This is a genomic window from Williamsia sp. D3 (assembly GCF_000506245.1).
GTDB lineage: Bacteria > Actinomycetota > Actinomycetes > Mycobacteriales > Mycobacteriaceae > Williamsia > Williamsia muralis.
Genome location: NZ_AYTE01000031.1, coordinates 456,466 through 476,200, shown reverse-complemented (window position 1 = coordinate 476,200; position 19,735 = coordinate 456,466). Strand labels below are relative to the sequence as shown.

The following is a 19,735-nucleotide window of genomic DNA, read 5'->3' as shown; positions in this document are numbered from 1 at the left end:
GGGGCTTGTCGATGAGTGATTCGGTGACGGTGGATCCACCGCCAATGCCGGTGTTGGTGGGGTTGTATCGCGATCTTGATGCGCTGCTGCAGAGGATTGCTAGTGCGTCGTCGGTGGACGTTGATGATGTGCAGGTTGCTGAGTTGGTGCGGGTGAACGAGAGAGTGGTTCGGGCACTGACGTTTCAGGGCCTCAAGCGGTTGCAGGAGGTCAATGATCGGGGCTTGTTTCGTAAGGCTGGTCATTCGACGTTGCATCGGTTTGTGATGAATGAGCTGCGGGTGTCTCGCGGTGATGCGTCATCGCGGTTGAAAGCACTGGATGCTGCCGGCGAATTGATGTCGATGCAAGGCGAGCCGCTGCCCCCGAAATGCCCGGCCGCTGCCCAAGCCCTCGCCGACGGGGCAATTGGGTTGGCGCACATGGATGTGATGCTCAAAGTCCGCGACAAGATTCCGCACAAATCAGCACCGGAAGTCTATGACGTGGTCGATGCGTGGATGACCGACAACGCCCGCATATCCACTCCCACCGAACTCGAGGTGTGTGGTCGGGAAGTGTTGGCCCGGGTTGATCCCGATGGCTCACTGACCGATGATGCCGACCGCAGACGCAACCGCGGCCTGTCTGATGGTGATCAGGGGTTGGACATGATGGCCAAAATCACCGGCAACCTCGACCCTCAGACGTTGGCGTTGTTTCGCACGGTGATGGATGTATGGGCCGCACCGGGAATGAACAATCCTGATGACCCGAACTCACCGACCGGCGCTGCTGACGATCCGACCATGGATCCGGCGATCATCGAGGCTGCCGCGGGGCGCGATTCCCGGAGTAGAGCCCAGCGTCAGCATGATGCTTTCAAGGCGATCATGAAGACCATTTTGGAGTACAAACTGCTCGGTAGCTCCCACCGTGGCCTGCCGGTGCAGGTGATCATCACGATGACCAAGCAGCAGCTTGATGAGGCCGCGGGGATCGCCCATACCGCCTCCGGCGTCGATGTACCCGTGAAGGATGCGTTGGAGTTGGCGGCGCGGTCGGACAAATCACTGGCGGTGTTCGCCAACCACACGGCCGACGTCCTGTACTTCGGACGCGCCAAACGCACTGCCCAACAAGGCCAGCGGATGGCGTTGTTCGCTAAAGACCGAGGCTGCACCAGCCCGGGCTGTCGTAACCCGATCTCCTGGACCGAAATTCATCACACCACCGCCTGGGCCGACGGCGGACACACCGACGTCGACGAACTCGCGCCTGCGTGTCCGCCTCACCACAAGATGATCGGACCCGGCGAGGATCAATGGCAGACAGTCATGGTCACCGACGGCCCCGACGCCGGACGAGTCGCCTGGATCCCACCCACATACATCGACCCCGACCAACACCCACGCATCAACCGGGCCCACCACACCGACCACACCATCGAAGCGGCATGGCAAAACATCATCACCGAACGACAACAAGCACTCATTGAACGCGAAGAACGCATGCAGCTCCAGCAACACAACGTGGCCGAGTTGATTGCGAGCCCAGACAATGACGACACGGGTGACTGCGACGAATCACCGAATTGATCCAAGTAGTAAGCGGCCCAAGCGCACATAAGGCGCCGGCGCGCGAGCTCAGGGGCCGGACGTCTACTCGGCGGCGAAAAATTCCGCGACATCGGCATGCCCTGCGCCACCGGCGAGCAACGCCTGCAACGCAATTCGTGCCTGGGGCCCCCGCAACCACGGCGAGATGATCGCGCCACGGGCGGCCAGATCAACAGCGCCGCCGCCGCCGCCGTACGTCGCGACGATCTCTCCCCGCGGAACCCGGGAACACACGACCACCACAACGCCACGGCCGATGGCATCGGCCACCGCATCCACCACCCGGGTGTGCGTGTTACCGGAACCCGTGGCTACCAACACGATTCCCGTCGCGCCCGCGCCCGCGCACCAACCAATGATCGAGGGGTCGACGCCGGGATACAACATCACGATGTCCACCCTCGTGCCGGCGATGGAGGTCGGCGGGAGCAGAGCCCGGGGGAGATCGGCGCGCACGGTGGCAAAAGGTGCATCGGCGGCACTGTCGAACTTGGCGGTGCCACGAGCCGGTACCAGCGAGCCACCCATCGCGATGAGAACCCCTCGCCTGCGAGACAAGGGATCGACCGCCGCAGCAATGGCAGCGGACAAGTTCGCCGGACCATCGGCGTGAAGTGAATCCGCCGGACGCTGGGCCCCGGTCATGATCACCGGCCGGGGGTCGGCGTGCATCAGATCGATCAGCATCGCCGTCTCCTCCATGGTGTCGGTGCCGTGGGTCAGCACCACTCCCGTCACCGATGGATCCTCGAGCTCGGCCACCACCGCCGACCGCACCGCGTCGAGGTCCTCCGGCAGCAGAGACGAGGAATCGAGGTGGAGCACCTCGCGGCTCCGAAGCTCGACGCCGGCTTCGGCACTGCCCGCCACCAGCTCATCAGCGGCCAGCGCCGGACGCGCGCCATCGGCAAATCGGCGACTGGCGATGGTGCCACCGGTGGTGAGAATCGACACCAGAGGTTGTGTTCTGACCACGCCGCCAGCTTCGACGGCTTCACCGCTATGCGTCAACTCGACATGTTTTTGGCATAGTGGGGCAGGACCGACGGCCCAAGCGGCCGACCGACTAGTTCTCACTGCCTCCATTTCGGTGGTAGCGGTGACAATGAGTAAGGACGGATTTTGAAGCTTCGCAAGTTCGTGACCGCCGGCGTCGCACTATGCGCCTTTGTTTCCATCGCTGCCTGTTCAGATGACGGCGGCAGCAGTGACCCCACCACCACCACGACCACCACCACCTCGGATGCCGGGCCAAGCGGCTCCACCGCCCCAGGCGGCGACGGCGTCCTCACCGACCCCAAGAAGCCGCCGACGGCCGCCGCGCTCAACGACATGCTGGTGACCGCACTCGACCCCAACATCCCGAATACCGAGAAGACCGAACTCGTCGAGGGATCGGATGCGGATCCGGAGATCTTCGACAAGCTGATCGCGGGTATGAAGGCCAACCCCGACGTCACCTACGAGATCGTCGCCCCCGTGCGTCCCGCCGGAGCCAACCAGGCCAAGGCCAACGTGAAGATCAACTTCCCCGACCAGCCGCAGACGCAGGTCGAGGCGCTGATCGCCTATAACGAAGGACGCTGGAAGCTGTCGAAGACGACGGTGTGCCTGCTGCTCAGCGGAGCCAACGAGAAGAGCCCGATGTGCCCAGCAACTAGCTGACACCCACATCAGAACCAAAAGCGCCGCAGACGACATGTCGTCTGCGGCGCTTTTTTGTGTCGACGTCAGTTGGCCGGCGACCACGCCGAATCGAAGCCGAGCAGCTGACTGAACGGTTGTGCTCCCTCGGCACCGACGAGGGTCCGGCCACCAGAGATCTTCAGCTGGCCCGAAATCGGCACGCCCCTGGCCAGGTCGATCACCACTGAACCGGCCCCCGTCATCGAGTAGGCGTCGATGGTCAACACGCCACCGTCGGGGAGCCGAAACGCAGAGTCGGTGGGCGACTCGTCGATGCTGTAGTCGATGGTCAGCCGCTCGCCCTCGCGGGCGGTGAGAGTGGCGGTGATCGTCTGACGCACCGTCGCCCCGGCGTTCACCGTCCGAACGGCCTGCCAGCGCGCCCCGACCCCGATCGGCTCGGTCGGCAGGGTCACAGACCGCTGCAGCGTAGCGACCAGCGCTTCTTCGACGGCCTGACGGGCACTGTCGTCGGCTTTCTCGGTCGGCAGTATTCGCAGCGAGATGGGCGCCACGCCGGGCCCGATGCTCATGCCCGCGCGCGAGCCGTTCTGGGCCTCGAGCGCCTGGTCCAGGGCAGTGTCGGGGGAACCTGCATCTCCGATCCGGAGATCGATGTCGGTTGCGTCCGTGCAGTTGACCCTGACCGTCATCGGCAGATCGACCGTGGTCGCGCCCGAGTCGGCATCCTGCTGCCCGGTCGCAGAAGCAAACGTGGACGTGGTGACCAACTTCGCCGACTGCGCGGTCCCGCGATCGAATCCCGCGACCGGCACCGACCTGGGCTCGGCGCCGTTCGTCTCCACCGTGACCTTCGCCGGAGGCACCGGCAAGAGCGCCGCAGAGCTGGAACCCGCCGTCGAATCGGTGGCGCACCCCGACGGCGGCGGAGGCGGCGGTTCGTCATCGGAACCGCAACCGGCGAGCCCGATCGCCACAACCGTCACCGCGGAGATCACAACCGGCGTGCTGAGCAGACGGGACGACAGGGGGCCGGAGGTGGCGCGGGCCAGAGCTGGATGGGACACGGCAGCCAGCGTATCGACCGGGTCGTGGATGATGGACAGGTGACAAGCGAGAAAGGGTCCAGACCGTCGAGCGAACCCCGGCCGTCGAACGAGCCCACGCCCTCCCCGGCCGACAGCACGACGGGCAACCCCACCCGTCCCAGGATGTGGCTGATCCTCTTGGTCGTGGCGGTCACCGTGCTGGTTGCCGACCTGATCACCAAGATCGTCGCGGTCGCCCTGATCGAACCCGGCGACCCGGTGGAAATCATTGGCGACACCGTCACCTTCAAGCTCGTACGGAACAGCGGCGCCGCATTCTCGATGGCCACCGGCTATACGTGGATCCTCACGCTGATCGCGCTCGCCGTGGTCGCCGGGATCATCCGCTACAGCCATCGGCTCGGCTCGATCTGGTGGGCGCTCGGTCTCGGTCTTGTGCTCGGTGGTGCTCTCGGTAACCTGATCGACCGCATCTTCCGGGCCCCAGGCCCGCTGCGCGGCCATGTGGTCGACTTCATGTCGGTGGGCTGGTGGCCCGTGTTCAACGTCGCCGACTCCGCCGTGGTGTGCGGCGCGATCGGTCTGGTGGTGCTCACCCTGTTCGGATTCGAGTTCGACGGAACGCGTTCGGGTGGAGCAAAAGACGCCGACGACCCCGCCCTGACCGACTCCGACACCGCGACCGGCTCGACGCAGAGCGACCGTCAGGCACCCGATGCGTGAATCACGGTCGATGCCGATCCCGGACGGGATCGACGGAATGCGCACCGACGCGGGCGTTGCCCGCATGCTCGGATTGTCGAGGACGGTGGCGGCTCAGCTCGCCGACGACGGGGACATCAGCGTCGACGGTTCGCCGGTCGGCAAGTCGCACAAGCTTATCGGCGGTCAATGGCTCGAGGTGCTGTTACCGGCACCGGCCCGCGTGCTCACCATCGAGGCCCAGCCGGTCGAGGGCATGGAGATCATCTACTCCGACGACGACATCGTGGTGGTCGACAAACCGGTCGGCGTCGCGGCACACGCGTCGGTGGGATGGACCGGACCTACGGTGATCGGTGGACTGGCTGCCGCGGGTTTCCGGATATCCACATCCGGGTCGCACGAACGGCAGGGCATCGTGCACCGCCTCGACGTCGGGACTTCCGGGGTGATGGTCGTCGCCACGTCGGAACGGGCTTACACACTGCTCAAACGGGCGTTCAAACAGCGAACTGTGGACAAGCGCTATCACGCTGTGGTGCAAGGTCATCCGGACCCGCCCACCGGCACCATCGACGCCCCGATCGGTCGCAGTCGCGGCAATGACTGGAAGTTCACGGTGTCCGCGGCGGGCAAGCCCAGCATCACCCACTACGACACCATCGAGATGTTCCGCGCGGCAAGCCTTCTCGACGTTCATCTGGAAACGGGGAGGACGCACCAGATCAGAGTGCACTTCTCGGCTCTGCACCATCCGTGCTGCGGCGACCTCACCTACGGTGCCGATCCGGTACTGGCCAAACGGCTGGGGCTGGAGCGCCAATGGCTGCACGCCCGCGCACTGTCGTTTGCCCACCCCTCCGACGGTCGTCTGGTGGAGTTCACCAGCCCATACCCCGACGATTTGCAGCATGCGCTTGATGAATTGCGTGCCGGCTAGCAGGTGAAGGTCGCAGCTCGCACCACCGTCGTGGCGGTCGCCGTCCTGGTGTTCGTCGTCGGCGGCCTCTATGTGGTCGGGCGGCTCAACCCTGCGCCGACCGCCCCCGTCACCACCGACATCTTGGGTCCGGAGAACGGCGAACAGGTGTCGGACTACATCGCTCGGGCCACGCGTTCGCTCGAGGGGACGACCTCGCCGGACTCGTCACGCTGGGCCCTGGTGTCGTTGTCGGCGCCGGTGAGTGTCGGTGCAGCGTGGGATCTGGTCGGTTCCCGGCCACGGGTAATGCTGTCGCAGAACATCTTCAACGTGCCGATTGATCGCGTGCAGACGCCCACCGTGGTGGTGCCGGCCGGCAACACCAGCGAGTCGTTCGCCGCGTCGTCGGTGGTGGGCGCACAGGCCGTGATGAGCCGGACACCCGGTACGCCGAGAGCCGAGCAGGTGAACGAGGTCGCGGCCCGACGGCTGCAGGCGAGCTGCTCATGCCTGATCGGAATAGTCGTACGGGCAGATCTCGGGCAACTCCGATCGATCGCCGGGGAACCGGGTGTCCGCGCGGTCCAGGCACTGCCCCCTGATGCGCTCGCCGGCTTGTTCACCGTCATCCCGCTGTTGCCCTCTGCTACCACGGTGGTCGGCCCGGGGCCCGACGTGGCGAGGTCCCGGCCGCCTAGGTCGTTATAAGGTGTCTTCCGAAGACGGCCCTCCCGCGGACGGAGGCCGGTTAGGGGAGATCATGTTGCAGCCGGGATCCTGGATAGCGGGGTACCGGGTGGAGCGCGCTCTCGGTAGTGGCGGTATGGGCGCCGTCTACCTGGCCAAACACCCCGAACTTCCCCGCAGCGATGCCATCAAGGTCCTCGGCGAACAGGTCGGCGCCGACGAACAGTTCCGCAAGCGCTTCCTGCGCGAGGCCGAGGTCGCGGCGGGGCTGGATCATCCCAACATCGTCACCATCTACAACCGCGGCCGCAACGACGGCATGCTGTGGATCGCAATGCAGTACGTCCCCGGCACCGACTGCGCGCAGGAACTGCATCGGGCGCAGGAGAAGGCCGGTTCGGACGTCGGTCTGCCCCCTGAGCGCGTGGTGCGGATCGCCGGTGAGATCGCCAGAGGACTCGACTACGCCCATCGCAAGGGTTTGCTGCACAGGGACATCAAACCGGCCAACATCCTCCTGTCGGAGGTGGAGAGCGACGAATACGGCGACGGGATCGAGCGGCGCTACTCGCTCCAGGATGACGAGCAGCGCGTGCTGCTCACGGATTTCGGTGTGGCGAAGGCAGCAAACGAAACGGAGTCGCTGACCGTGGTGGGCACCGTCCTCGCGACACTGTCGTACGCCTCACCCGAACAACTCAAGGGCCAGCCCGTCGATCCGCGCACCGACCAGTACTCGCTGGCCGCCACCGTCTTTCATCTGATCGCGGGCCGGGTGCCCTTCCGTGGCGACAGCACGGCGGACGCGATCAGCGGTCATCTGAGCAAGCCGGTCCCCAAGCTCTCGGAACTGGTTCCGTCGGTGCCGCCTGCCGTGGACTCGGTGATTGCGAAGGCCATGGCCAAGGAAGCCGATGACCGATTCGCGAACTGCCGCCAGTTCACCGATGCGTTGCAGTCCGCGTTGCGGCAGGCAAACGGGCCCGTCGGATACCCGGCCCAGGCGGCACACCGACCCATCACCTCCACGCCGCCGCCGATGCCCATCGCACGCCCTGACGCCGGAACGCCCCCGACCCACCAGCGGTTTGCGCCGTCACCGCCCCCGCAGCATCTTGTCTCCCAGCAGTACGGTCAGGGATTTCAGCACACCCCGGCGCCCACGGCTCATGGGAGGTCCGTGCACCCGCAGTCAGGCCAAGGCGCTGCCGGACACAACACCGGTGCGCCGTCGGGTTCCAATGCGGTGATGATCGCGCTGCTCGTAGGACTGGTGGTGGTGGCGATCGCGATACTGATCGCCATCCTGCTCGTGGCCTGAGTTGTCACATCAGCACCATGCGTCACCACTCTGGGAGGCGTCGGACGCGCCTGCCCGCCGGCGTCGGTACCCCCGCCTAGACTGAAGACCTTGCGTCACGGCCCCGTCTCCGGTGGCCGGCGCAGGCGCTCGAGAGTTCGAAATGAGAGGCGACGCGTGTCGGATTCGTTTGTGCATCTGCATAACCACACTGAGTACTCGATGCTTGACGGGGCGGCGAAGGTCAAACCGATGATCGCCGAGGCCACGAGGTTGGAGATGTCCGCGATCGGCATGACCGACCACGGAAACATGTTCGGCGGCAGCGAGTTCTACAACGTCGCCACCGACATGGGGGTCAAGCCCATCATCGGTATCGAGGCCTACATCGCGCCGGAGTCGCGCTTCAACACCAAGCGGGTGCTCTGGGGAAATCGAGAGCAGAAGGGCGACGACGTCTCGGGCTCGGGTGCCTACACCCACATGACGATGGTGGCCGAGAACGCCACCGGTCTGCGCAACCTGTTCAAGCTGTCGTCGCTGGCATCCATCGAAGGTCAGCTCGGCAAGTGGTCACGTATGGACGCCGAGCTGATCGCGGCTCACGCCGAGGGCATCATCGCCACCACCGGCTGCCCGTCCGGCGAGGTGCAGACGCGTCTGCGTCTCGGCCACGAGCGTGAGGCGCTCGAAGCGGCCGCCAAATGGCAGGACATCTTCGGGAAAGAGAACTTCTTCCTCGAATTGATGGAACACGGACTGGAGATCGAAGGCCGGGTCCGCGACGGGCTGCTGGAGATCGGCCGCAAGCTCGGGATCCCGCCCCTGGTCACCAACGACTGCCACTACGTCACCAAGGGCCACGCGGCGAGCCACGAGGCCCTGCTCTGTGTGCAGACCGGCAAGACACTGTCCGATCCCACGCGCTTCAAGTTCGACGGCGATGGCTACTACCTCAAGTCGGCCGCCGAGATGCGCGAGCTGTGGGACAAAGAGGTGCCCGGTGGCTGCGACAACACCCTGCTCATCGGCGAGAGGGTGCAGAGCTACGCCGAGGTGTTCGAACACCGTGACCGGATGCCGGTGTTCCCGGTGCCGGAAGGCGAAACGCAGCAGACATGGTTGCGCAAAGAGGTGGCCCAAGGTCTCAAGACCCGGCGGTTCCCGGACCGCGAGGTGCCGCAGGAGTACCTCGAGCGAGCGAACTACGAGCTGGACGTCATCATCCAGATGGGCTTTCCCGCGTACTTCCTGGTGGTCGGGGACCTCATCAGGCACGCGAACGAGGTGGGCATCCGGGTGGGGCCCGGTCGTGGTTCGGCCGCCGGTTCGCTGGTGGCCTGGGCGTTGGGCATCACCAACATCGACCCGATCCCGTACGGGTTGCTCTTCGAGCGATTCCTCAACCCCGAGCGTGTGTCGATGCCCGATATCGACATCGACTTCGACGACCGCCGCCGCGGCGACATGGTGCGCTACGCCACCGAGAGGTGGGGCAGCGACAAGGTCGCTCAGGTCATCACGTTCGGAACCATCAAGACCAAGGCCGCGATCAAGGACTCCGCCCGCGTCCAGTTCGGTCAGCCCGGGTACGCCATCGCTGACCGCATCACCAAGGCACTGCCGCCGCCCATCATGGCCAAGGACATCTCGATCGCGGGCATCACCGATCCCACGCACGATCGGTACAAAGAGGCCAGCGAGGTCCGCCAGCTCATCGAGACCGATCCCGATGTCAAGAAGATCTACGACACCGCACTGGGGCTCGAAGGGCTGATCCGGAACGCCGGTGTGCACGCCTGCGCGGTGATCATGTCGTCCGAACCGCTGACCGAGGCAATCCCGGTATGGAAGCGCCCGCAGGACGGCGCCATCATCACCGGCTGGGACTACCCCTCGTGTGAGGCCATCGGCCTGTTGAAGATGGATTTCCTGGGGTTGCGCAACCTCACGGTCATCGGCGACGCGATCGACAACCTCAAGCTCAACCGCAACATGGATCTCGACCTGGATTCGTTGCCGCTGGATGATCCCAAGACCTACGAGTTGCTCGCCAGGGGAGACACCCTCGGCGTGTTCCAGCTCGACGGCGGGCCGATGCGTGAGCTCCTCAAACGTATGCAGCCCACGGGATTTGGCGACATCGTTGCGGTGCTCGCGCTGTACCGCCCCGGGCCGATGGGCATGAACGCCCACAACGACTACGCCGACCGCAAGAACAACAGGCAGCCGGTCACCCCCATCCATCCCGAGCTCGAGGACCCGCTCAAGGAGATCCTGGCCGACACCTACGGCCTGATCGTCTACCAAGAGCAGATCATGCAGATCGCCCAGAAGGTCGCCGGCTACTCGCTCGGACAGGCCGACCTGCTCCGTCGGGCCATGGGTAAGAAGAAGCTGTCCGAACTCGAGAAGGCGTATGCCGGTTTCCGCCAGGGAATGCTCGACAACGGATTCTCCGAAGCGGCGATCAAGGCACTGTGGGACACCATCCTCCCGTTCGCCGGATACGCCTTCAACAAGTCGCACGCAGCCGGCTACGGGCTGGTCTCGTTCTGGACCGCCTATCTCAAGGCCAACTACCCGGCCGAGTACATGGCCGGTCTGCTCACGTCTGTTGCCGACGACAAGGACAAGGCCGCGATCTACCTGGCCGACTGCCGGCGCCTCGGCATCACGGTGCTGCCACCCGATGTCAACCACTCTCAGCAGAACTTTGCGGCCGTCGGTGACGACATCCGGTTCGGACTCGCTGCGGTGCGCAACGTCGGAACAGGTGTGGTCGCCTCGATTCTCGCGGCGCGCGAAGAGAAGTCGAACTTTTCGAGCTTCTCGGACTACCTCGCCAAGATCAACGTCACGGCCTGCAACAAGAAGGTCACCGAGTCGCTCATCAAAGCAGGCGCCTTCGACTCGCTCGGTCACGCCCGTAAAGGACTGTTCCTGGTCCACGCCGATGCGGTCGACGCTGTCCTGGGTACCAAAAAGGCCGAAGCCGTCGGCCAATTCGACCTGTTCGGTGACGCCGGCGGTGACGGTGGTGCGATGACCGACGACGCCTTCGCCGTCAAGGTCCCGGACGAGGAGTGGGACACCAAGCACAAACTCGCACTGGAGCGAGAGATGCTGGGACTGTACGTGTCCGGGCATCCACTCAACGGGGTCGAGCACGTCATCTCTGCCCAGACCGATACCTCGATCAGCTCGCTCCTGGAGGGCAACGTCAAGGACGGGGCCCAGATCGTGATCGGCGGCATCATCTCCGCGGTGACCCGGCGTGTCAACAAAAAGGGCGAGTCGTATGCGGTGGTGCAGATCGAGGACATGGTCGGTGGGGTCGAGGTCTACTTCTTCCCCCGCGCCTACCAGGCGTACGGCATGGACATCGCATCGGACGCGGTGGTGCTGGTGAAGGCACGGGTCAATCTGCGCGACGACAGCATGATGATCTCCGCCAACGACCTCGCGGTTCCGGACCTGTCTCACGTGGGCGTCGGGAAGCCGATCTCCCTGACGATGCCGACCAGGCTGTGTACCGCGGACCGCGTCAGTGCGCTCAAGCAGGTACTGGTGCGCCATCCTGGCACCGCCGATGTGCACGTGCGCCTGATCAGCGGCGACAAGGCCACCACCCTCAAACTCGACGACCAGCTGAGGGTCAACCCGACGTCGGCGCTGATGGGTGACCTCAAGGCGCTGTTGGGGCCCTCCTGCCTGGCCACCTGAGGTTGCACGTACGGAATAGGCTCGGGCGACCCCGGGGTTGTAGCTGATCGAACCGAACGTCACTTCAGCGGAAAGAAGCAGAGCCGATGCCACTTCAGGGCGAGTACGAACCGAGTACCAGCGATTGGGCGCGCGAGCAGGCCGAGAAGATCGAGGCCTCCGGCGGAACCGAGGGCACCGAACTCAACGGGATGCCGGTGGTGGTCCTGACGTCGGTGGGGCGCAAGTCCGGCAAGCTCCGGAAGTCGCCGCTGATGCGCGTGGAAAACGAGGGCAAGTACGCTGCTGTTGCCTCGCTGGGTGGTGCACCGAAGAACCCGGTGTGGTACTACAACGTGGTGGCCAATCCGCATGTAGAGCTGCGCGATGGCCCGGTGGTCACAGACATGATCGCACGCGAGGTCACCGGCGACGAGAAGGCCGAATGGTGGGAGCGCGCCGTGGCGGCCTACCCGCCCTACGCCGACTACCAGAACAACACCGATCGGCAGATCCCGGTGTTCGTGCTCGAACCCGCTGAGTAAATCACTGGAAGTTCAGTGAGACCATAGGGACCGTGACCACACGACACACCGCTGATCCGACTCCGCACGCCACCGCTCCCGACCTCGACGCCGATGCGATCGAGGCGGCGGCGGAGCGAATCGGCAACGTGGTGGTGGCGACCCCACTGCAGCTCAGCGAGCGTCTGTCCGCGAACACGGGCGCACAGGTCTACCTCAAGCGTGAAGATCTGCAGTCGGTCCGTTCGTACAAGATCCGCGGCGCCTACAACGTGATGTCGCTTCTCACCGAGGCCGAGCGTGCAGCCGGTGTGGTGGCGGCGAGCGCGGGCAACCACGCCCAGGGCGTCGCCTACGCAGCGCGCACGATGCAGATCCACAGCCGGATCTACGTCCCCACCAACACGCCGAAGCAGAAGCGTGACCGGATTCGTTGGCACGGAGGCGATTTCGTAGAACTGATCGCCGTCGGGGACACCTACGATGCCGCGGCTGCGGCTGCGCAAGCCGATGTGCTGGAGACCGGCGCGACCTGGATCCACGCGTTCGACGACACTCGTACGGCGGCAGGTCAAGGCACCATCGCCAAGGAGATCGTCGAGCAACTCGGTGTCACCCCCGACCTGGTGGTGATACCGGTCGGCGGTGGTGGGGCGCTCGCAGGCATGGTGACGTATCTGCGTGCGCACAGCCCGGAGGTCCGTATCGTCGGGGTGGAACCCACCGGTGCGGTGTCGATGTCGGCCGCTCTTGTGGAGGGCGGCCCGGTCACCCTGACCGACATCGACCCTTTTGTCGATGGTGCGGCTGTCAAACGCATTGGCGCACTGGGTCATCGGGTGATGGCGGCGGCCGGCGCAACGGTGGCCCAGCATCCCGATCTGCCACCGTCCGGCACTGTGCATCGAGGACACGAGCAACTGCCCGCCGGGGCCACACACATCACCCACGTCGACGAGGGTGCGATCTGTTCGGCGATGCTCGAGCTCTATCAGAACGAGGGCATCATCGCCGAGCCCGCAGGCGCGCTGGCAGCGACAGCACTCGACGATCTTCCGATCGAACCCGGCTGGACCGTGGTGTGCTTGCTATCCGGTGGCAACAACGATGTGTCACGCTACGGCGAGATCATCGAACGGTCGCTGGTCCACCGTGGCCTCAAGCACTACTTCCTGGTCGACTTCCCGCAGGAACCCGGTGCCCTTCGCCGGTTCCTCGACGAAGTCCTCGGACCCGACGACGACGTCACCCTGTTCGAGTACGTCAAACGGAACAACCGTGAGACCGGAGCCGCGCTCGTGGGCGTCGAGCTCGGTGCGCCGGAAGGTCTCGGCCCGCTGCTCGCCCGGATGGACGCTTCGCGGCTCAAATGCGAACGGCTCGAACCGGGTTCGCCGGCGTACCGCTACCTCACCTGACCGCCTGCCGGGCAGTCAGATGAGGCCGCGTGACGTCAGTCGCGCCGGATGATCAGCACACTGTGCCCGGCCAGCGTCGGTGACGTGACGTTCCTGCCCGGTTCGATCCCATCGGACGCGCCGTTCTCGAATGCGAGCAGAACGGTGCCCGAGAACGGTGGTTCCGCCGGCGCCTCGGTCAGGGTCACGATCGTCGACAGTGCTCCACGATGCATGGCAAACCAGGTGTTGCTCTCGTCGAAATCGATTGCGACCGAGTCGAAGTCGTCGTCGGAGTACTCGAGTTGACTCTTGCGGAGCGCGATCAGGTCGCGATAAAACCCCAGCAATGCGGCGTGTGGCTGCTCGGCGAGTTCGTCCCAGTTCAGCTTCGACCGCGAGAAGGTCTCCGGATCCTGGGGATCGGGCACGTCTGCCGCATCCCACCCGTGTTCGGCGAACTCGGCCTTACGGCCGTTCGCAGTGGCCTCACCGAGTTCTGGTTCGGGGTGGGAGGTGAAGAACTGGAACGGGGTGCTGGCTGCCCACTCCTCACCCATGAAGAGCATCGGCGTGAAGGGTGAGGTGAGCACCAGTGCTGCCTTGACCGCCAGCTGGCCCGGGTCGAGATAGTGCGAGGGCCGGTCGCCGATCGCGCGGTTACCGATCTGGTCGTGATTGCAGGTGTAGACCACCAGCGAAGTGGTGACCACCCGTTGATGATTGATCGGCCTTCCGTGCCTGCGCCGCCGGAAGGACGAGTAGGTGAGGGCGTGGAAGAAGCCTTCTCGCAGAACCTTCGACAGGCATTCGAGACTGCCGAAGTCGGCGTAGTAACCCTGTCGTTCCCCCGACACGGTGGTGTGGATCGCATGGTGGCCGTCGTCACTCCACTGGGCGGCGAGGCCATATCCGCCGTCATTGCGGGAGGTGATGAGTTTGGGATCGTTCAGGTCGCTCTCCGCGATCAAGGACAGCGGCCTGCCGACCCGGTGTGACAAAGCATCGGTACGCATCTGCATTTCCTCGAGGAGGTGCAGCGCGGTGCGGTCGACCAGGGCATGCACGGCGTCGAGTCGCAGTCCGTCGACATGGAACACCTCGAGCCAGCGCAGCGCCGAACCAAGGATGAACTCGCGGACCTCGTCGGAGTCGGCTTCGTCGAGGTTCACCGACTGCCCCCACGAGGTGGCACCTTCGGTGAGATACGGGCCGTAGTTGGGGAGGTAGTTGCCCGACGGGCCGAGATGGTTGTACACCGCGTCGATGATCACGCCGAGCCCCCGCAGGTGGCAGGCATTGACGAAGCGCGCGAGGGCGTCGGGACCCCCGTAGGTCTCTTGCACCGCGTACCAGCCGACGCCGTCGTAGCCCCAGTTGTGGCTGCCGTTGAAGGTGTTGACCGGCATCAGTTCGACGAAATCCACGCCGATGTCCACCAGGTGGTCCAGTTTGGCGATCGCAGAATCGAGTGTGCCGTCGGGAGTGAACGTGCCGACGTGCAATTCGTAGATGACTGCGCCTGCGACGGGCCGGCCTTGCCAGTCCGAATCGGACCAGATGTCCGGGTCGATCTCGTGCACTTGAGACAGGCCGTGGACGCCATCGGGTTGTCGCGGTGAGCGAGGGTCGGGGAGTGGGTCGGTGCTGTCGTCGATGAGATAGCCGTAGCGGGCGCCGGGCGACGCAGGTACAGGACTTTCCCACCAGCCATCCCCGGTCTCGCGCATCGAATGGATGTCGCCGTCGATCGTCACTCGCATCTGCTGCGCCGTCGGCGCCCATACCGGTAGAGAGGTCACCTCTAAACCGTAGGTGCTATCCATCCGCGCCGCCGAGGTGGTCGCCCGGCGCGTCCATGATGTGGACCGCGCGGATCGCCGCCGGAACCGCTTAAGTTAACGACAAATCACGGCAATGGTAGGACTGCGAGAGCTTTTGGGCTAATGTGAGCACGCGCGCTTTCAGATCGTGGTGAACACGATCGCCGCTGCGTACGACAGCGGTGCGACGAAAGAACATCGTGTCGGGTCGGAAACGTTGGTTCGTCGGCGATTTCGATTAGCTATATGGCACTATGAGCGAACTCATACGCAGGGTGTGCGTATGACGGGGATCACTGAGGCAGGGTGTGAGTACAGAAACCGTGGCGTCACGCAGCAGGCGAACAGCCTCGGCTCGTAGTGCAATGCTGCCCGCCAAGCGCTGGTTCCGGGGCCACGTGATCGCATCGTTCGAGACCTTCGGGCGGCAGATGACGCTGTTCCTCGAGGTCTTCAAGGTGCTGTTCGTCGACATCGTGAAGCGACGGTTCCCATTCGGCGAGTTCATCCGCCAATGCGCGTTCATGGCCAACACCTCCGTCATCCCTACTCTTCTGGTTGCTATCCCGGTTGGTGTGATCGTCTCCATCCAGGTGGGCAACATCGCCAACCAGATCGGCGCCACCTCGTTCTCGGGCGCGGCAACCGGTCTCGGCGTGATCAGGCAGGGCGCTCCGCTGGTCACCTCTCTTCTGCTTGCCGGCGCGGTGGGGTCGGCCATTGCCGCCGACCTGGGCTCGCGAACCATCCGCGACGAGATCGACGCGATGCGGGTCATGGGAGTCAATCCCACCCAGCGGCTCATCTCGCCGCGACTGCTGGCCACGATGGTCGTGAGTTTCCTGCTCTGCGGATTCGTGTGCTTCATCGGCTTCGTCACCGGCTACGTCTTCAACGTCTACTTCCAGGGAGGTACGCCGGGTAGTTACACCGGCACCTTCGCGTCCTTTGCATCCCCGGCCGACCTCGCGTTCGCCATCACCAAAGCAGTGATCTTCGGCGCGATCGTCGCCGTGGTGGCCTGCGACCGCGGGCTCACCACGAAAGGGGGACCCTCAGGTGTCGCCAACTCGGTCAACGCGGCGGTGGTCAATTCCGTGATCCTGTTGTTCACGGTCAACGTCATCCTCACCCAGATCTTTGCGATTGTCGTCCCGGCAAGGGTGGTCTGATGGTTGCCTCCAAGTACACGCCGCCTGCCCTCAAGCCACTTGAATGGGGCAAGAAGGTCTATCAGTCACCCCGCGACACCTTGGTGCTGATGGGGCACCAGGTCACCTTCCTGGTCCGGTCGGTCGGTGCGGTCCCGATTGCCTTCAAGCACTACAGCAAAGAGATTTGGCGCCTGCTCTCCGACGTCACCTGGGGTAACGGCGCCATCGTGGTGGGCGGCGGAACGATCGGCGTGATCATCCTGCTCGGCATCATGGGCGGTGCAACCGTGGGTATCGAGGGCTATACAGCCCTCAACCTGCTGGGCATGTCGCCGGTCACCGGCGCCATCTCGGCATTCGCGACCACCCGCGAATTGGGACCCCTGCTGGCTGCGGTCGCGTTCACCGCACAATCCGGGTGCCGCTTCACCGCTCAGTTGGGTTCGATGCGGATCAGTGAAGAGATCGACGCACTCGAATCCATCGCGATCCGGCCGATGCCGTACCTCGTCACCACCCGCATGATCGCCGCCGTGATCGCCATCATCCCGCTGTACTCGGTGTCGTTGGCCGCGAACTACCTGGCCTGTCAACTCATGTTCCAAGTGCAGAGCGGGCAGGGCCGCGGCGCATACCTGTCGTACTTCTACCAGTTCATCCTGTCCAAGGACATGGTGTTCTCGGTGATGAAGGTTGTGGTGTTCGTGCTGCTCACGACGTTCATCCAGTGCTACTACGGTTTCTTCGCATCAGGCGGACCAGAGGGTGTGGGGGTGGCAGCCGGCCACGCGATCCGGCTGTCGATCATCGTGCTGGTCTTCGCGAATCTTCTTTTGACACTTGTTTTCTGGGGCCTGTCGCCCGGCATCAGGATTTCGGGGTAACACATGTTCGTCGACACCACCGGACGCAATCCGTCTGTGACCCAGTACTTTCTGCGCGGCGTCGCATTTGTCGTGGCGCTCGTGCTGATCCTTTTTGTCCTCATGCTCAGGTACCAGGGCACTTTCGAGGAAAAACTCGAGGTGACGGCCACTCTCGACGATGTCGGCGACGGTCTCACGAGTCAGGCGGACGTGCGGTACAACGGTGTCATCATCGGCAGCGTCAAGTCGATCGAGACCGCGAACAACGACCTCTCGGACGTCCTCATCGAGGTGGCCCCTGAGCAGGCGCAGGGCGTGCCCGCCAACGTGACGGCACGAACGGTGCCCAGCAACCTGTTCGGCGTCAACTCGGTGGAACTCATCGCACCACCTGATCCCAAGGGGCACCTGTCCAACGGGAGCAAGATCACCGCGGACGAGTCCAAGGAGACCATCGCCCTGCAGACCGTGCAGAACGATCTACGCGAGCTCTTCGTCGCCGTCCCGCCGGAGGAGATCGGTCGCGTCCTCGGGACCATCGCCGATGCGCTGCGTGGCGGTGGAAACGTGTTCTCCGCCTTCGTGGGCACGCTCAACCAGTACTGGCAGCAGATCAATGCCCAGTTCCCCGATGGCGCACCTCCCGGATTCGACAACTTCAACCGGGCCATGCAGGGGATCGAACAATCGACACCTCAGCTACTCGACACCATGGGGCGTGCGGTGATCCCGTCCATCACGATCATCGAACGCCAACGCGACCTCGCGAGCACGCTCACTGCGGCCCAGTCGATGATCGACCGCATCCAGGAGTTGTTCGCGCGCAACGGTGATTCGGGCATACAGATCGTGCAGAACCTGAACACGATGACCGGCGCGGTCGCCGTGGACTCCGAGGCGCTCCCAGGCGGCATCCGGGCACTCAACCAGCTGGCCGGCAAGGTCCTGACCGTTTTCACCGGAACCAATGGGAAGCCGCAATTGAACATCGGCGTGAGCCTGAGCCCGTTCTTGCAGTACAACCGCCAGAACTGCCCTGTGTACAACGGCGGTGAGTACGGCATCACCCGGGGACCGGGATGTACCGGACCCGGGACCGGCACCGGACCGACGAACTCCGGGCCCCTCGTGGTGCGGCCCGCCGGAGCTGACACCGAGACGAACACCGAGGAATCCACCTTTCCCAAGGCGGTCACAACGGGCACCGACAACGAGACGCTGCGCGCTGCACTCGATCGCGAACCCTCGGCAGCCGACACGCTGATGCTCGGCCCGCTGGTCCAGTCGGTGCGGGTACAGCAGAACACCGGCGGTGAGGGCTGATGGGTTACCGCAAGCCACTCATCGGGTTCAGCCTGTTCGCAGTGCTGGCGCTGCTGCTCACGTACACGATCTGGTCGACACTGGAACGAGCCGTGCCGGGTCAGACCAACGGGTACACCGCCTATTTCAGCGACGCCTCGGGCCTGCACCCCGGTGACGACGTGCGGATGGCCGGGGTCCGGGTTGGCCGGGTCTCGGACATAGCCCTCGATCGCAACCGGGCCAAGGTGACGTTCGACCTGCAGACCGACCAGACCATCTTCTCCAACACGCAGGCGTCGATCCGCTACCAGAACCTGATCGGACAGCGCTACCTGGGACTCGACCTCGTCGAAGGCGCAGAACAGAAGAAGCTCAAGCCGGGGTCCACTCTCGAAGAACCGTCACAGGATTCGTTTGACGTCTCGGCGTTGCTCGCGGGCTTCCAGCCGGTGTTCGACACCCTCGAACCCGAGCAGGTCAACCAGCTGTCGGAGAGTCTTGTGCAGACCTTCCAGGGCAACCAGGTATCGCTGAGCTACACGATCGAGCAGATCGGAAAGCTGGCTTCAGACTTCGGAAATCGAGATCAGGTCATCGGAGCCCTCATCACCAATCTGAGCGCGGTGATGGGAGACCTCAGCTCGCAGGGCGATCAGATGCAGGTACTGGTGAAGAACCTCGCCGGATTGATCGAGGGGCTGAACGGCAACTCGACGTCGCTGGGTGCTTCGGTCGACAGCATCGGTGACGCGACGAGCCGCCTCGGTGGGCTGCTCGGCCGGATCCGTCCTGATGCCGAGCAACTCGGGCAGAGCTTGCGGGACACAACCGGCCGCATGATCGGCATCGGGTCCAAACTCGATCAGCTGGCAATCGATCTGCCGCTGTTCCTGGTGCACTTTCCCATGGTGATGGGACAGGGCGCCTACCTGAACATCTACGCCTGCGAACTGGACGTATCAATCGGTGGTGTTCTCTTCCCGCCGGGATTGATCAGCCAGATCGGCGGCACCCAGCACTCGGTGGTGTGCCGATGAGCCCCGGGGAGGCACATGC

16 protein-coding genes are annotated in these 19,735 nt (G+C 64.4%); 13 read left to right on the top strand and 3 right to left on the bottom strand.

All coding sequences use genetic code 11. From position 1 onward, the window contains the following. Window positions 1-11 precede the first annotated feature (11 nt). The gene (locus W823_RS50165) at window positions 12-1,577 is read left to right on the top strand and encodes an HNH endonuclease signature motif containing protein (protein ID WP_081729863.1); all 1,566 of its coding nucleotides are present in this window, start codon (window positions 12-14) and stop codon (window positions 1,575-1,577) included. 63 nt (window positions 1,578-1,640) lie between these two features. Here W823_RS50165 and W823_RS50160 read toward each other — a convergent pair whose 3' ends face one another. Then, window positions 1,641-2,573, bottom strand: a complete 933-nt coding sequence (locus tag W823_RS50160) for an asparaginase (protein WP_023961049.1) — start codon at window positions 2,571-2,573, stop codon at window positions 1,641-1,643. Between the two features lie 147 nt (window positions 2,574-2,720). Here W823_RS50160 and W823_RS50155 point away from each other — a divergent pair, with 147 nt between their 5' ends. Beyond that, complete coding sequence (locus W823_RS50155) at window positions 2,721-3,263, top strand: hypothetical protein (protein ID WP_023961048.1); 543 nt, start codon at window positions 2,721-2,723, stop codon at window positions 3,261-3,263. A gap of 65 nt (window positions 3,264-3,328) precedes the next feature. On the opposite strand, the gene W823_RS56800 is transcribed toward W823_RS50155, so the two are convergent. Further along, window positions 3,329-4,312 (bottom strand): hypothetical protein, encoded by a 984-nt coding sequence (locus W823_RS56800; protein ID WP_023961047.1) that lies wholly within the window; start codon window positions 4,310-4,312, stop codon window positions 3,329-3,331. Between the two features lie 24 nt (window positions 4,313-4,336). On the opposite strand from W823_RS56800, the gene lspA reads away from it, so the two are divergent. From lspA to ilvA, 7 genes are all read left to right on the top strand, one after another. Then, on the top strand, window positions 4,337-5,017 hold the full coding sequence (gene lspA / locus W823_RS50145) for a signal peptidase II (protein WP_369792650.1): 681 nt from the start codon (window positions 4,337-4,339) through the stop codon (window positions 5,015-5,017). Continuing rightward, a complete protein-coding gene (locus W823_RS50140) occupies window positions 5,010-5,936 on the top strand; it encodes an RluA family pseudouridine synthase (RefSeq protein WP_023961045.1) in 927 nt (308 codons plus the stop codon). The genes lspA and W823_RS50140 overlap by 8 nt, the downstream gene beginning before the upstream one ends. Window positions 5,937-5,939: 3 nt before the next feature. After that, window positions 5,940-6,626, top strand: coding sequence for a hypothetical protein (locus W823_RS50135; RefSeq protein ID WP_023961044.1), 687 nt, complete (start codon window positions 5,940-5,942; stop codon window positions 6,624-6,626). A 1-nt stretch (window position 6,627) separates the two neighbouring features. Then, the gene (locus W823_RS50130) at window positions 6,628-7,926 is read left to right on the top strand and encodes a protein kinase (protein WP_369792649.1); all 1,299 of its coding nucleotides are present in this window, start codon (window positions 6,628-6,630) and stop codon (window positions 7,924-7,926) included. 156 nt (window positions 7,927-8,082) lie between these two features. After that, entirely contained in the window at window positions 8,083-11,631 is a 3,549-nt protein-coding gene (dnaE, locus tag W823_RS50125) for a DNA polymerase III subunit alpha (RefSeq protein WP_023961042.1), read from the top strand. 86 nt (window positions 11,632-11,717) lie between these two features. Continuing rightward, window positions 11,718-12,155: a nitroreductase family deazaflavin-dependent oxidoreductase gene (locus W823_RS50120; RefSeq protein WP_023961041.1), complete on the top strand. Its 438-nt coding sequence runs from the start codon at window positions 11,718-11,720 to the stop codon at window positions 12,153-12,155. Between the two features lie 23 nt (window positions 12,156-12,178). After that, window positions 12,179-13,552, top strand: coding sequence for a threonine ammonia-lyase IlvA (ilvA, locus tag W823_RS50115; protein ID WP_081729859.1), 1,374 nt, complete (start codon window positions 12,179-12,181; stop codon window positions 13,550-13,552). A gap of 35 nt (window positions 13,553-13,587) precedes the next feature. On the opposite strand, the gene treZ is transcribed toward ilvA, so the two are convergent. Next, window positions 13,588-15,333, bottom strand: coding sequence for a malto-oligosyltrehalose trehalohydrolase (gene treZ, locus W823_RS50110; RefSeq protein WP_031332984.1), 1,746 nt, complete (start codon window positions 15,331-15,333; stop codon window positions 13,588-13,590). Window positions 15,334-15,719: 386 nt separating this feature from the next. On the opposite strand from treZ, the gene W823_RS50105 reads away from it, so the two are divergent. Genes W823_RS50105 through W823_RS50090 form a run of 4 tightly spaced genes read left to right on the top strand, consistent with a single transcriptional unit; the run spans window position 15,720 to window position 19,716 of the window. Then, window positions 15,720-16,526, top strand: a complete 807-nt coding sequence (locus tag W823_RS50105; RefSeq protein WP_023961038.1) for an ABC transporter permease — start codon at window positions 15,720-15,722, stop codon at window positions 16,524-16,526. Beyond that, window positions 16,526-17,392: an ABC transporter permease gene (locus W823_RS50100; protein ID WP_023961037.1), complete on the top strand. Its 867-nt coding sequence runs from the start codon at window positions 16,526-16,528 to the stop codon at window positions 17,390-17,392. The genes W823_RS50105 and W823_RS50100 overlap by 1 nt, the downstream gene beginning before the upstream one ends. Window positions 17,393-17,395: 3 nt before the next feature. Continuing rightward, window positions 17,396-18,697, top strand: coding sequence for an MlaD family protein (locus W823_RS50095; protein WP_023961036.1), 1,302 nt, complete (start codon window positions 17,396-17,398; stop codon window positions 18,695-18,697). Next, complete coding sequence (locus W823_RS50090) at window positions 18,697-19,716, top strand: MCE family protein (protein WP_023961035.1); 1,020 nt, start codon at window positions 18,697-18,699, stop codon at window positions 19,714-19,716. The genes W823_RS50095 and W823_RS50090 overlap by 1 nt, the downstream gene beginning before the upstream one ends. The last annotated feature ends 19 nt before the right edge of the window (window positions 19,717-19,735 follow it).

What these genes read in the sequence shown, in the direction of transcription:
- W823_RS50095 (WP_023961036.1), top strand. Translation starts at nt 17,396, where the DNA reads ATGTTCGTCGACACCACCGGACGCAATCCGTCTGTGACCCAGTACTTT.
- W823_RS50140 (WP_023961045.1), top strand. Translation starts at nt 5,010, where the DNA reads ATGCGTGAATCACGGTCGATGCCGATCCCGGACGGGATCGACGGAATG.
- W823_RS50105 (WP_023961038.1), top strand. Translation starts at nt 15,720, where the DNA reads ATGCTGCCCGCCAAGCGCTGGTTCCGGGGCCACGTGATCGCATCGTTC.
- W823_RS50165 (WP_081729863.1), top strand. Translation starts at nt 12, where the DNA reads ATGAGTGATTCGGTGACGGTGGATCCACCGCCAATGCCGGTGTTGGTG.
- W823_RS50120 (WP_023961041.1), top strand. Translation starts at nt 11,718, where the DNA reads ATGCCACTTCAGGGCGAGTACGAACCGAGTACCAGCGATTGGGCGCGC.
- W823_RS50090 (WP_023961035.1), top strand. Translation starts at nt 18,697, where the DNA reads ATGGGTTACCGCAAGCCACTCATCGGGTTCAGCCTGTTCGCAGTGCTG.
- W823_RS50100 (WP_023961037.1), top strand. Translation starts at nt 16,526, where the DNA reads ATGGTTGCCTCCAAGTACACGCCGCCTGCCCTCAAGCCACTTGAATGG.